Raw genomic sequence first — 12,811 nt, 5'->3', positions numbered from 1 at the left:
TCACCCCTACCTGATTATGATGTGTTCATTCACGACCATGCCGGTCCCAAAGTAAAGCTGTAATGATTCTGTTTGTGACAGGATCACCTCTTCCAGGTGAGCGCTCAGTCTCGTGACCGATTCGACCGCCCGGTAAAACTCCTGAGCCCGGTCAAGTGTTACCTCCGGGTTATTCGTGGTAACTCGGTAGTATCCCGGCACCCCTCCGTATTCGAACCATTCTTCGACCTTCCCTTCGCCAAAGAGGATTGTAATCAGATCCTCAATAGCGGCTGGAGTTCCCTTTATCCGGTGAAACTCCTTTGCGTTCAAAAGCAGCTGTATCTTCTGCTCAAGCGGCAAGGACGTATCCCAAAAGTCAACATGATCCTGCCAAGCCCGTTCATCGGCTTCGGCGTCCGTGATCTTTCCTTCCAGCAAACGACGGTAAAAGGAAAGGTCCTTCGCTTTTTGTGTGAGCTCCCGCATGTGGCTGTCTAAAGAAAGAGCTGCCGCAGATACGGTCGGGTCCGCCTGTGCATTCGGCGGCAGTAGGTCATAAATGCTTATCTGCTCGATGTTAGTCATCAGAAAGCCCTCCAAACGTGACGTTAATCGTAGTATCTTGGGCCACCTGCAGATCAGTTATCGGCGTATAGACTGGGCTTACCACGTTAACTCTCAATGCACCGGCATTCATGATTCTCCCAACCAGTTCGGACTGATTTATATGCCGTCCAAGCTTTGATTTCTGCCACAACGCATATGACGCCACTGCCTTCCCTACAGCATCCTGTATGACCAAGGACTCCGCAGCTCGATCCCTACTGATGTAATAAGTCAACTCGATGTTGTAAGGGACTACCGCAGGAGCCTGGACGGTAACCTTATCTGTAAGAGGTCGAATTCTCCTGCCATTCACCTTTTCTGCCACAGCGTCAAGGATTTCCTGAGTCGGGATAACCCCTCCCGCAAGTAATGGCACGACTGTAACCTCCACCGGTGACTCTGACACGGCCGCAACGTCCACAATAGCGGCGCTGGCTGTCTTGGCCCAATAAACGTACCCTTGATCTGGTCCAGCCGTGGAAAACGATTCAGGAGCCATTCTGATACGCTCCCGGTATGAATCGTCATCCTCGGTGTCTGCGCCGCCTGTGGTGGTCGTCAGGTTGGTCACAGACGCAACAAACGGTAAAGGGTCAATGAGAGTATTAACCTGGCCCGGTAAGAACCCATTCCCGATGACTCCCGGGACCGTACACTCAGCCAGAACATCAATTTGCGTGACTCCTGCAGGTATGGTCACCGCATTCTTCGTTGCAAACAAAATAGAACCCTCTGCACCTTCTGGGGCTACTCGGGTTCCTGCTGGGATGATCTGTGGGGTCACGAGTGGAATGGACAGCGTGAATCGCTCTGTCGTAAGGGACGGCTCTGCCTGCAACCGAGGCGTTTCCGGATCTCCTAAATAATCCAAGATCACACCCTTGGCATATCTCAATAACTCCCCCTTGGCGACCTGGTTGATCAGGACACGCTGCTGTACGAATAGTAAGGCGTACGCTCTTAACACCAACATCTCAGGATCTGCACGGTTTAGAATCCGCCCGGTCATCCCCTGAAAAACTGTGACCAGTTCCTCGAACACCATGTTTACGTCATCTTCCACAAACTTGATATCTGGTAACTCAACGAGTGCCATCACTGCACCTCTCTTTCTACAAACCTGATGACAGCAAAATATTTCCCTTGCTCTGTTTTCTCCTGGCTTTGCTCGAATTCGATGCTAGTCACTTCGGCCCGCGGTTCAAATTCTGCTATGGCTGCCATGAGCTCATTTATAAGGAGCGCCTGGGCAATGATATCCGGCTGGTCAACAACATCCGGAGATATACCAAAGGCACGATCCAGAGGGACCGTGCCTACATATGTGCTTGCTATGACCTGAATGTTTTGCTTGATGGATTCAATTCCAGTCAACCCGAACCGCATGGCAGCTGGCGGCGATCCAATTACCTTATGCTCAATCATACGTATTCCTCCAATGTGACGGACAGGGAAGCTTTCAGAAGATTACCTTCCCGATCAACGCTCTCCCAAGTTTGACTGAGGTCCATGATTTTCCACTTACCCTGACCAAGGGGCTTCCCGCCGATCTGGAGCAGCATAACCTTGCCGTCCCTTTGATAACCAAGCAGCTTCTCCATTTCCATCCGGGGATTCATACCAAGTCGCGCATCCAGTGTCATGTTGAACGATATCGTATCAAGCCCCGGGCCGAGATACTGGCTGCGGGGCTTTTGGAGATGGATATCATTGCTCCCCCATCTTGCCGAGGAATCGCGCTGGAAATCCCGGAATGTCCGCACCTTGATTGGAGTTTTAAAGGAAGAGATAAATACCACATCCCCTAATGCACCAAGCCCGATTTTCATAAGCTTTCACCGCCTCTTGTTATACCTCCATCCACGACAAGGTTTCCTGCTACCTTTACATTTCCGCCGAGCGTAACATCTCCATCCACGGTTAATTTTCCCGAGATCGTCACATCACCATCCAGCACCACCCCACCCGCAGCCTTAACGACCAGCTTTTGAATGGTTCGGTCATAATAGGCGTAGGAGCCGTCATCAAACCATATCCCTCTTTGATCCGGTGTGCCGGGTGGGTCCTCGTCATCATCGATCACACCGAGGCATATTCCGTCCGAAATTCCGTTCGCAAAGAATAAACACGCCACTTCTTGACCAGGCTCAGGCAGCGCGTTGGTTCGCCCCCATCCTCCTGTTGTGATTACAGGGAGGATACCAGATTTCATTTCGTCTCGATCTTCAAATACGGCCGTTATCGTTCCCGTTTCGGGGTCTGAGGTGTCGCACACCCCGGTTCGGAATATATTCTTAAAATCATTTGAAGCCATGCTACCACCCCAAGACCTTTCTGATTTGGATGTCCGTTGTATATGCTGCATTCGATCCGATTCGATGTGTTGCGGACACTATGATGTATTTGCCGTCAAATCGGCCATACCCCTTAATGTTGATTGTGGTTCCCGATGCCAGACGAATATCACCGTCAAGCGAAAATGAACCAAGACCCGCCTGCTTGTTATGCTCCCGCAGTTTGTTTTTAGCAAGCCTGTTTGCTTCGGCCACCGTCTCAACGCGCTCATTAATTCGAAGGACTGGAAGCCCCTGCGCTTTAGGCAGGCTGTACTTCCCGGTTATCATTTTCGATGATGTGGTTTTTGCCGCAGCAGCCACAGCAGTTTTTGCCGTTCCTTTCCCCTTCTTCTTTGCCTTTTTGGTCGGGGCTGGCGGACGATAGGTAACAACACATGAGCCGTAGGCAGTCGTTGTGCTGCTATCGCTAAAGCTATAACTGATGATGTTGCCCTTACCCTTGACGATATCCAGGACAGCCGGTTTCTTCTCAAATTCTTCTTCGTCAAACAAGACCAGTTTACCGCCCGATATTTTGACAGCGACGCCCTCATCCTTTGCCTTTTGAACCAAAAAGGAGAAGTCCGTTTGATCAGTCTGATCAAGCCGCTCATATGTCGGATTGGAGGAAGCAGAGTATAGCAGTTTAAGCTTTGCGCGGCTGGCGATGTCCTGTGCGATGGTTTTTAGCTTAGCCTTTTCCCAAGCCTTTGTTCGTGTCTCTTGCTTCGCCTGAGCCCCTTCAATGGGCAGTGCCAGTGCCTGGACGATTACCTTGTCAGGTGGTCCGTCAATGTCGATAGCATCCACATCAAACGATCCACAGGGCAGTTTCGCCTTTTCACCGGGTTTATCCCAATTGATAACCGTAATTTCTGCGTTCAACTTATCTCCGAAATTCGGCTTCCAGGTTCCCTGCCAATTAGCATCCCTGTCATCCAGCGTAACGGAAATGCTGTCCTGATCCCCAGGAGCTGCGTCTTCATATGTGAAATCGATCAGGTATTTGTGAAGGTACTCAGTACCCATCTCTACACCGTTGTATTTCAGCATCAAAGATGCCCTGCGCCCGTCCAGAACCGTCTTCATTACTCATCATCCTCCAATCGCCATGGCGGCAGTGTGGAAGAAACAGGCACAGGGACCTCCGGTACATTTAGATTGATACCGGCAGGAAAGATAACAACCTCGACATGCTCCAAATTGGCATTAATCAGGTTAGACATAAAGGATTCTGTCCCAGCAACAGAAAAGGCGATACTATCCCAAGTATCGCCTTGAATTGTTCTATAAGTTTTCATTGTGCCAAACTCACCCTTTGCTGCTGACGTTTATACGCATCAAATTGTGCTTTGAAATCAGCTCTGTTTCTGTTATCCATTTCCTTGATCGCTTCAACATCGGCATTCCCATAAATGTTGTATTGGGGATTAAAAATGAAGTCTCCTCCACCTCCGGATGACTCGGAATCAACACCAAGCATTCGGCCAGTCAATGCATGCAGATCCCTAGAGCGCTTATCCTTTTTAATCGGGATGGCCATCTCTGGACCGGCTTCACCGAATATCGAAGGTTTATTCGCATAACCACCATCCGCGTAAGCTTCCATCGTTTGAAGGTTTACTCCCGGCCTATTTCCGGTTTGTCTCCAGACAACAGATACATCGATCTGTTTCTCTAGAGGGAGGTTGCCCATCTCTTCGTTCAACGTCTGGAGCTGTCGCATAGCGCTATCGAATCGTTGCTTTTCCTTTACTGAAAGCTCGTCATATTTCTGAGACATTTCATCGATTGGAGCACCCAAATTCAACTCGATCAGTGCAACCTGGCTATCATAGAGGTCCTGAAAGCTGTTTTTAGCTTCCCCGACTTCCTCCATGGTGCTTTTGTACTTATTCCAGTATTCCGTCGAGTTATCTAGTAGCTTTTGAGGAACTCCGTCTAATGTTTGAAGCTGATCACCGAAGTCGAAATCAGATATGCGTTCAAGTTCGTCCGCAAGGGCCGTTAACTGCTGCGTAGCCACATCCGTTGGGAGACTTTCGTTGTCGAGAATTGCGTTCCTTCGCTCCAAAAAATCTAACAATAGAACATAATTATTTTTCGACTCATCACTAATGCGCTCGAACTCCGATGCGTCATCAATGAGCTTCTGGTACTCTTCACGGAGCTTTGGTAGATCGGCCTCTGCATTGAGAATTTTATTCTCAATATCCCGTTTCGCCATATCAAGCTGAGTTTGATTCAACTTATCTGCGAGCCCCAATTGCTCCCGGAAGCTATCCGTTTTCGCGTCCTCTGCTTTTAGAATCGCTGGATTCAAAGCGATCAGTTCTTCTTCCACCTGCTTTAATTTACGGCGTGCTTCAGTAAGTTGGGCTGCCGGAGTTTCTGCATTGCCTATCTTCTCCGTGAGTCTGTCATATTCACGAATCAGGTTCTTCGTGCGATTGGTTTGATGTTCGATATCATCGTAATTATCGAAGGCTCCATCCAATGCATCGCCCATATTGATGAGTGCTTGACGAGCTTCCTCCTGGCGCTTTTTATAAGCGACAACGCCGAGTGTAAGGGCACCCACAGCACCAACGGCCAAACCTATTGGATTGGTCAACAGACCCGCAAACTTACCGAACTTGCTCACTCCATTCGTTGTATCAAATAACGCCCTGCCCACGCTGGTGACATCCTTAACCATACCTACCGAGTTTTTGGCAAGCAAGGCTGCCGGAACAGCAAGCCCGATAGCTTTGATAACGTCTTTGTTATCTTTTGCCCAGGCTGTCATGTCCTTCAGCACCGGCATAAGGTCCTCACCGATCGGGACGATCACATCGTCCATGAGCTCACGACCAAGCACCTTCAAGTCATGGGTCAGGTTGTCATATTTGACAGCTGCCATCTCTTCCATGGTTGCCGTTGTCATGTCGAACTGACTTTTAGTCGATCCTAGAGCAGCAACAACGTCCTTCTCCAGGTCTTCCCACTGGGTACCAAAGAGCTCGACCCCGAGCATGTTGCGGTAAACCGTGTCATCGATGGTATTTAGCTCCGCGATGACCTGCTGCATGACGTCCTTGCCTTTGAGGGCTCCGGTACTCAGATCGGCTAAGATTTTATTCCCGCCCCCCATGATGCTTGACAGGGCTTTGAATGCATCTTCCGAGCCTTTGCCGCCCTTCTGGAGGTCCTTGACCATTTGCTGGGCAGTATCGGCGGAAACGTGCTTCAGCAACTCCATGTATTCGGCCGATTTGGTCCCACCTTTGGTCAGGGCTGTCGTAAACTCTTCGATGCCTTCCGGAGCAAACAGAGCGCCAAGAGCATCAGCGGTTTTCGAGCTGCCATCCTGAATCCGGATGTTGAATTCTTTCGCTAAATCCCCAATTTTGTCTAAATTCCATGCGCCTGCTTCCAACCCAGAAGCAAAGAAATCCATCATCTCATTCGCTGAATAACCGAGAGCAGCGAACTGCGGAGCGTACTCGTTCGCTGAATCGAGCAATTCGCCGGACTTATCCAGCCCCCGCTGCGCCCCCTGGGCAAGCAGGTTCATGGATTCTTCAGACGTGATACCAAACTGCCGCATCATGGTGTCCGAGGCTTTCACGGACTCAGGGATATCGAACCGGAAAACGTCTTGCAGGACAATAGCATTCCTGGTCGTTGTCGCCAGCTCATCGCCTTGCTGCTTAGTAACGTTTCGAGCAACAACCAGAGCGTCTGTGAGGTCACTCACGCCCTCGCCGAGTCCCTTACGATACAAACCCTCAGAGATATCTTGAAGACCTTCCAATTCAGCCGCTGTCGCTCCTGTAGCTGCCCCAAGTTGTCCGGACTGAGCATCCAGTTCTCCGATCGTAGTGATCATTGCGCCAATTGATCCGGTTATCTTATCGATGATGGCGTATGCTCCGGTATATTGGCCGACACGACTGAATATTTCTCCGAACTCCTGTGCATTTTCCCTTAGTTCGCTGAATGCGCCTGAGGCTTCACGAGTCTCCTTGGCAATCTCGTCAAAGCTTCTAACCTTGCGAAGGTCGCCCAGGTCTCTACCTAGGCCGTTGACCTCCCTGCTCATTACTTCGAAATTCCTCTTTAGTCGGGGGTCTATTTCGCCGTTCAATTCGAACGACATTTCATATTTCTTTGGCATCGATTAACCCCCTTCCTTCGGAGAATTCGCTTTGTCTTCCTGGTATATTTCGAGGGCCGCGGTGTGCCATTCCCAGAGCGACCAAAACGGCTGACTCATCCAGTATGGAATGTCACCCTTCATCTTCCGGGACAATCTAATCGACACTTTCATCACGCTACGGGCTGGATCTTCCTTTAAACCAAACCGTTCAAAAAATCTTTTGCAGCACCTGTCACTTTCAAGAAATCACGGGCCGGAAGTTTTTTGATCATGAATGGACTCACCCCAGCAGCTCGCGCAGCTACTACCGCATGGTAACCAGGATGTTCTCCCTTGAATTGAACAAATACGTTCTTTTGCCCTTTGATGAAGTCCATGAAATCCGACTCAATCGCCATGATGTCATCACCAGAGAGACCATCAAAATCAAGGACCAGTTCCTTGTATTCTGTTTCTTCCCATGAAATAGGCCGGGACAGCTTAATCACTGTACCGGCCGACTTGATTTCCTCCAACTGTTCTGTTTGCACAACCTTATCACTCATATCCTTATCCTCCTCTTAAATTAGGCTAACCCCAGCGCTTTTCTAATGTCGATTAGAACATCTTGCCCGTTAATCCGACAGATGTAATTAAACTTATCCAGTTCAAACACTGCTTGACCATCAATGAAGATCTTGAGGTATATTGCCTCAATCGTGTTTGTTGTTCCGGTTGCGGCATTTTGTGCCAATGTCCCAAGGTCAAGACCTTTACTAAACCCACGAACAACAATCTTAATTGCCCTGTTCGCAACAGCACTTCTAGTATTATCAAATTCGCTAAACGAACCGCGGATCTCCAGGCCCTTAAAGTCAGGACTCGCCAGATCAAAAGAGTCCTTATTAATAGTCCGCCAAGCGATCCCAAGCTCTAACGATCCGTAATGTCCCCGGGAAGGCAGGTCAACCTCCCCGAGAATAGATGCCCCAGACAATGTATCTGTTAGGGGCGTGAGGTTAGGGAGAGTGATATCACCGGTTGCTAAGTTATTATTACTCCCTTCTGGAAACACAGATAAGCCATCAAGCTTAATCGGAATATTTTTCATTTAGTGGAGCCTCCTTAAGCTGCTGTCAAAGCAGCCAGATATGATACGTCGTAAGCGACGATAAACTCGATCTCTTGGGCCATGGAAGGCGGCGTGATATAAACACGGTATACCATCTTGCCGTTACCGAGCTCACTGTCTGGATTATCAGCAGCGAGGAATTCAACGCGACCACCGAGCAAATAGCCAGCACCGACCAATCCATTGAGCCAAATGTTCGCTCCGTCTGCGATCGATTCGATCAAACGTCGATTGAGCGGATCGTCCACCTGTTGCCAGTGTCGCAGGACCAATTGATTTTTAATGTAAGAGAACATACGTCGAACCGGAATAAAGGCACGCTGCGCGTCTTTATATTCCGGATAAGCGCCAGTATAGTTGCCCCATGCGTTGAATCCATTCGTCCATCGGATGCCTGTCACGATACCATTGGCGTTCAGTACGTTGGCTTGATCAAATGGGATCCGGACAGGAGTTCCATCAGCGTATACCAGACCGTCAGCTGTAATAGGCTGGTTCGACGGAGTCTGATACGGCACGCCCTCATTTTGTGCGTCAGTGGATAGCATGTCGGCCGTCACCAACGTAGACATGTGGTAAGTACGCCCCTTGTATGTCGCCATAGGGTACGTGTTCGTTTGGAGATGGCTGGTATAACCGTTGTCTTCCTTCCAAGCCGCGACGTCGACATATTTCTGGCTCGCATCGAGGTCCGTGACCGCATGCGCTTCGAATAGACCATTGATGTTCTTGGATTTCGCAACCATCACAGCAGCCACTATCGGATCATGTGACCAACCCGGTGCTACGATCAGGTTCGGCACGAACGAGGTCTCCAGGAACACATCTTCGATCAGTTCCAGTCCGGAACGCTCGCCCGTCTGTGCATCAGTACCACCGATGATCCGGCTGGCCGTCACATTGGACTTTTTCAGCGAGCTATAACCCACCTGCAGTGACGTGGTACCAGCCGGGATAGCACCGCCACTCACGATAGCAATGACCAATTTACCCGCAGCATCAAAAGTGAGTGTATAGTCCTTGTCTCGGTCAAAGGTTGTCGATCCGTCGGCCACCGTTACGGATGCTTTCAGCACGCCTTCTTTGTCGATCGTGTGTAGGCCGTCCTTAAACGTGGCTGCCACTGGTGCGGTGACCTCCGTATCCGTCACATCCATCACGTTCACAAAAGCGATAGGCCCTTGTTCTGATTCCACGAAATGAGCGTTCGCTGCTTCACAGAGAGTGAAAGACTTCCAATCATCGGAATATCCGAGCTTTGCCCGGAATTCATTGATATCTTTGGCTAGAATAACCTTGTTAACCGCATCAGCAGGATTCGCGACCATGTTGATCGGAGCCGTTCCGACATACAATGGTAGCGTATTGGATTGCACCACTGCTGGCTTGGGTTGAAATACCTCTGTGGTTTTTACACCATGAAAATCAACCATGTTCAAACTCCTTTCAGGGACAGAAGCGCGGCATTAAGTGCCGTTCCTGTCTGTTTGATTTGTTTTAAGGATTCCTGCAGCTTATCCACCGGCACAAACAGCGACTTAATATGTGGGTATTCTGTGTATAACGCCTTAAGGAAGGCGGGATGTCCGCCAATAAACACTTGATTGGTCCGGAGTCCGACGCCGTTTTTGCGGATCGGTGGGCCGATGTAAATCAATTGCTCTGGAGCAGCTGGCACTTCCACCTCTGCGGCCTTTGCCTCTCCCTCGATCAATACAGGGGCATTACCTGTAAATGTCTCGGGATCGACAGCCTGCTGTTCAATTTCCTTCTGACTCTTCTTAGAACTCATTTCCATACCTCCTGTACCATTGATGGCATTTCCCAATTGGTAGTCATATAGCCCATCCAATAAGGATCTGCTTGTTCTTCATAAAAACTATACGAAAGGGGGAGGGTTAGGCGTGCAGGCCACCCCTCAAAGGTTTCGCGTAAAAAAGAGGCTCGAACGAATTCCATGAGATGCAAAACATCCATGTATCCATCCGGCCCCGATCCCTCGCAACCAAATATCAAGTCCATCTGAACCGTCCGAAAACCTTCCTCATTATCCTCAGCAGGAGCGGTAAAAATGATCACGATAAACGGCCATCTCTCATCCTTTTCGTCATCAAACGTTGTATCTGCAGGTTGTATATCCATCTCAAATGGCTCCTCATATTCTGGGGTTGCCCTTGCTGGCAAATCAACAAGATAAATATTGGGAGGGATACCAGAGCCGAGGGCCATGTCTTTCGTCACACCCTGCAGATACTCTTGCAGCTTTTCCATCAAAATAACTGGTGTCACGCTTTCAGCCTCCCTAACACACGATCCAGCTCATGCGGCAGGCGCTTTTGCATTTCCTCGCCATACACTTGCTGGACATGTTCGCGAACCTCTTCATTACCAACCATTGACGGTACGGCTGGCCCGCGAAGTTCCCCGATCGGCAGCCGTTTCTTCCCTTCGCGCTCAAATACACCTGTATGGCTTCCAGTTGTAGCGATAAAGGCGTTCGGGATAGGCTTCTTGGTTCCCCCCCGATACACCGCTACCTTCAGTGACTTCGGAGCCCTCTTAAGCTTGCGCTTGGGAGCAACGCTGAATTTAATCAACGGGATGGAATGTCCTTGAGATGTCAAAGTGGCTTGAAGGTTGTTTCCGAATGCTTTCTTGATTCGGATAGTCTCAGAAACTTCCTTTTGCTTGACCACGTACTTCTCTCGTACCTTGCGCCCCGTCTCCGTCTTGGCCCGCTGCGTAGCCCGGTTGATGCTGGACAAGACAGCCTGACGGACCGCCTTGTCCATTTGCTTCAACGATTGTTTCACCTGCTTGAAATTATCCTTTACATCGATTAAATCACTCATGGCCGCTTACCATTCGCCTGTAAGACAATCTTCAAAATGCCAGTGTCATTGGAGACGCCCATCACTCGATACTGCATAAAGTCCAAATAAAAGTTCTGGTCTACCCGAGGGGTATAAACCAGAACTTTTGGATCAATATGAACAATGGCATTATGAGCAGAAACTCCGTCGGCACTTTGAATAGGGCGCCCGTCCAGGGTGAATTTCTCGACAATCATTTCAAGCTTCCGGTCCTTCTGACCGTCTTTTGTTTTCTCATCAGTGTAAGTGGTCACCGTGTGAATTTCAGCGAACTCATTCGAGTTCATAAATGTCAGCTGTACGTCCATTGCCATTTGCTCTTGAAGGTTCATAACCCTTTCACCGCCTTAATCGTTGCCCCCAGCAGTTACCTGCTCTGCATACCATTCTTCATATTGAGCGATGCGATCCTCTTCTTTACCAGCAGGTTCGATTTCAAGAGCCTTGAGATGAGCCTTTTGATCATCTGCTTTCAAATTGGCGAAGTCCTCAACGGATAAAACGACAGCGCCATTCAATTGAAAGCCGGTAAAGTCGTTGTACTCCTGAGATTCACTCGATGAAGACTGCTCGACTTCTTCGCCCGCTTTAAGCTGAATGAGACGATCATATTCTTCCTGAGTCAACCCCGGGACAATTTGGCCGGGGATATAATCCTTACCGTTATGACGGATCTTACCAAGTGCTTTAATATCCATGGTTATTCCCTCCCTTAAAGGACCTTAGCAACGACCCAGCCGGCAACGTTAGCAGGAACCGGAAGCGGACGAGAAAGCATCTGCAACCAACGCTGAGCAGGCTCGATTGTCACCCAAGATTGCGGTGTGATTTTACCCATTACACGCACGAATTGTTCAGTCCGTGGATCCATGATCACATTGGCTCCATAGTGGAATGTGAACTTGTCCCGCGTTGACATTATAGAAATCGTACCTGCAGGGATGAATGGGACTTCTTGGCCCGCATCATTAGTGTACGTGCCTGTGTAGCTGTACACGTCAAGTCCAACATCACGCAGACGACCGTGATAAGTCACGCCATCCGGAAGTAGTGTAGTGTCGATGGTGCCCACGTCCACACCTCTGTTCTCGGCCAACTTGAGAATCTTCGGATGTCTCATGAGTGCGACGGCTGCGTCGTAATCTGCCAAAATGATATTCGGAGTAGGGGCATTTGCGGCCATAATATTTCTCCGCTGCGTTGCCAGGAATGCAATTGGATCAGAATTAGGATCGCTCCAGAGATCAGTGCCGGAAAGCGTGATGATGTTGGTAAAATCGTAGTCGATAACTTGACTGACACCTTCACCGATCTGTGTAACCTTGCCCGTAAACATCAATTCAGCCGCTTGTTGCACAAGCCGACGAGTGATCGTGTCCTGAAGATCAATGATGTCCTTGGCGAGCAATTTACGAGCGCGCACCTCCGGTTGATCCTGGTTGATCAGGCTTTCTCCCGCACTGCGAATCTTGAGATCGATCGAGGTGATCGGACGGGCAGGCTTGATCAGTGCCGGCTTGTACTGTTCAGCAGTAAAACCAGTTCTCTCAATTACCTTACCTGGCTGTAGCTCGGAAACATATGGTGCGATCGGCTTGTTGCCTTTCATTGTTTGGATTTCAACATATTCTGTATCGAACGCTTCCCCGTCTTGGAAGAACGTGTCCAAGATGTACGTGCTTGGTGGTGGCAGCTGACCGATTACTTTCAAGAGAGTAGGGAATGAATACAAATCTTTAATGGCCATCGTTGTGAGCCCTCC

At 49.4% G+C, this 12,811-nt stretch carries 17 protein-coding genes; all 17 read right to left on the bottom strand.

The features are described 5' to 3' along the window. Positions 1-6: 6 nt before the first annotated feature. Positions 7-567, bottom strand: a complete 561-nt coding sequence (locus WDY75_RS08090) for a phage tail protein (protein WP_338842059.1) — start codon at positions 565-567, stop codon at positions 7-9. Beyond that, the gene (locus tag WDY75_RS08085; RefSeq protein ID WP_338842058.1) at positions 560-1,684 is read right to left on the bottom strand and encodes a baseplate J/gp47 family protein; all 1,125 of its coding nucleotides are present in this window, start codon (positions 1,682-1,684) and stop codon (positions 560-562) included. The genes WDY75_RS08090 and WDY75_RS08085 overlap by 8 nt, the downstream gene beginning before the upstream one ends. Beyond that, a complete protein-coding gene (locus WDY75_RS08080; protein ID WP_338842057.1) occupies positions 1,684-2,013 on the bottom strand; it encodes a GPW/gp25 family protein in 330 nt (109 codons plus the stop codon). Before WDY75_RS08080 ends, WDY75_RS08085 begins: the two co-directional genes overlap by 1 nt. Further along, on the bottom strand, positions 2,010-2,417 hold the full coding sequence (locus tag WDY75_RS08075) for a phage tail protein (protein ID WP_338842056.1): 408 nt from the start codon (positions 2,415-2,417) through the stop codon (positions 2,010-2,012). Before WDY75_RS08075 ends, WDY75_RS08080 begins: the two co-directional genes overlap by 4 nt. Beyond that, positions 2,414-2,902 (bottom strand): phage baseplate assembly protein V, encoded by a 489-nt coding sequence (locus tag WDY75_RS08070; protein WP_338842055.1) that lies wholly within the window; start codon positions 2,900-2,902, stop codon positions 2,414-2,416. Before WDY75_RS08070 ends, WDY75_RS08075 begins: the two co-directional genes overlap by 4 nt. Before the next feature lies 1 nt (position 2,903). After that, complete coding sequence (locus WDY75_RS08065) at positions 2,904-4,013, bottom strand: contractile injection system protein, VgrG/Pvc8 family (protein WP_338842054.1); 1,110 nt, start codon at positions 4,011-4,013, stop codon at positions 2,904-2,906. Further along, positions 4,013-4,225 carry a tail protein X gene (locus tag WDY75_RS08060; protein WP_338842053.1) on the bottom strand — a complete coding sequence of 71 codons (213 nt, stop codon included), beginning with the start codon at positions 4,223-4,225 and terminating at the stop codon, positions 4,013-4,015. Before WDY75_RS08060 ends, WDY75_RS08065 begins: the two co-directional genes overlap by 1 nt. Beyond that, positions 4,222-7,083, bottom strand: a complete 2,862-nt coding sequence (locus WDY75_RS08055; RefSeq protein WP_338842052.1) for a phage tail tape measure protein — start codon at positions 7,081-7,083, stop codon at positions 4,222-4,224. Before WDY75_RS08055 ends, WDY75_RS08060 begins: the two co-directional genes overlap by 4 nt. Before the next feature lie 176 nt (positions 7,084-7,259). After that, a complete protein-coding gene (locus tag WDY75_RS08050) occupies positions 7,260-7,610 on the bottom strand; it encodes a phage tail assembly protein (RefSeq protein ID WP_338842051.1) in 351 nt (116 codons plus the stop codon). A 20-nt stretch (positions 7,611-7,630) separates the two neighbouring features. Continuing rightward, complete coding sequence (locus WDY75_RS08045) at positions 7,631-8,155, bottom strand: phage major tail tube protein (protein WP_338842050.1); 525 nt, start codon at positions 8,153-8,155, stop codon at positions 7,631-7,633. A gap of 14 nt (positions 8,156-8,169) precedes the next feature. After that, positions 8,170-9,609 (bottom strand): phage tail sheath family protein, encoded by a 1,440-nt coding sequence (locus WDY75_RS08040; RefSeq protein ID WP_338842049.1) that lies wholly within the window; start codon positions 9,607-9,609, stop codon positions 8,170-8,172. 2 nt (positions 9,610-9,611) lie between these two features. Continuing rightward, a complete protein-coding gene (locus WDY75_RS08035) occupies positions 9,612-9,968 on the bottom strand; it encodes a hypothetical protein (protein ID WP_338842048.1) in 357 nt (118 codons plus the stop codon). Continuing rightward, on the bottom strand, positions 9,965-10,465 hold the full coding sequence (locus WDY75_RS08030) for a hypothetical protein (RefSeq protein ID WP_338842047.1): 501 nt from the start codon (positions 10,463-10,465) through the stop codon (positions 9,965-9,967). The genes WDY75_RS08035 and WDY75_RS08030 overlap by 4 nt, the downstream gene beginning before the upstream one ends. Further along, positions 10,462-11,028: a phage tail protein gene (locus tag WDY75_RS08025; protein ID WP_338842046.1), complete on the bottom strand. Its 567-nt coding sequence runs from the start codon at positions 11,026-11,028 to the stop codon at positions 10,462-10,464. Before WDY75_RS08025 ends, WDY75_RS08030 begins: the two co-directional genes overlap by 4 nt. Next, on the bottom strand, positions 11,025-11,381 hold the full coding sequence (locus WDY75_RS08020) for a hypothetical protein (protein ID WP_338842045.1): 357 nt from the start codon (positions 11,379-11,381) through the stop codon (positions 11,025-11,027). Before WDY75_RS08020 ends, WDY75_RS08025 begins: the two co-directional genes overlap by 4 nt. Positions 11,382-11,396: 15 nt before the next feature. After that, positions 11,397-11,747, bottom strand: coding sequence for a hypothetical protein (locus WDY75_RS08015; RefSeq protein ID WP_338842044.1), 351 nt, complete (start codon positions 11,745-11,747; stop codon positions 11,397-11,399). A 14-nt stretch (positions 11,748-11,761) separates the two neighbouring features. Further along, the gene (locus tag WDY75_RS08010) at positions 11,762-12,796 is read right to left on the bottom strand and encodes a major capsid protein (RefSeq protein ID WP_338842043.1); all 1,035 of its coding nucleotides are present in this window, start codon (positions 12,794-12,796) and stop codon (positions 11,762-11,764) included. Between the last annotated feature and the right edge of the window lie 15 nt (positions 12,797-12,811).

The organism is Paenibacillus glucanolyticus (assembly GCF_037333485.1).
Classification (GTDB): domain Bacteria; phylum Bacillota; class Bacilli; order Paenibacillales; family Paenibacillaceae; genus Paenibacillus_AQ; species Paenibacillus_AQ glucanolyticus.
This window is presented reverse-complemented; position numbering and strand designations above follow the sequence as displayed.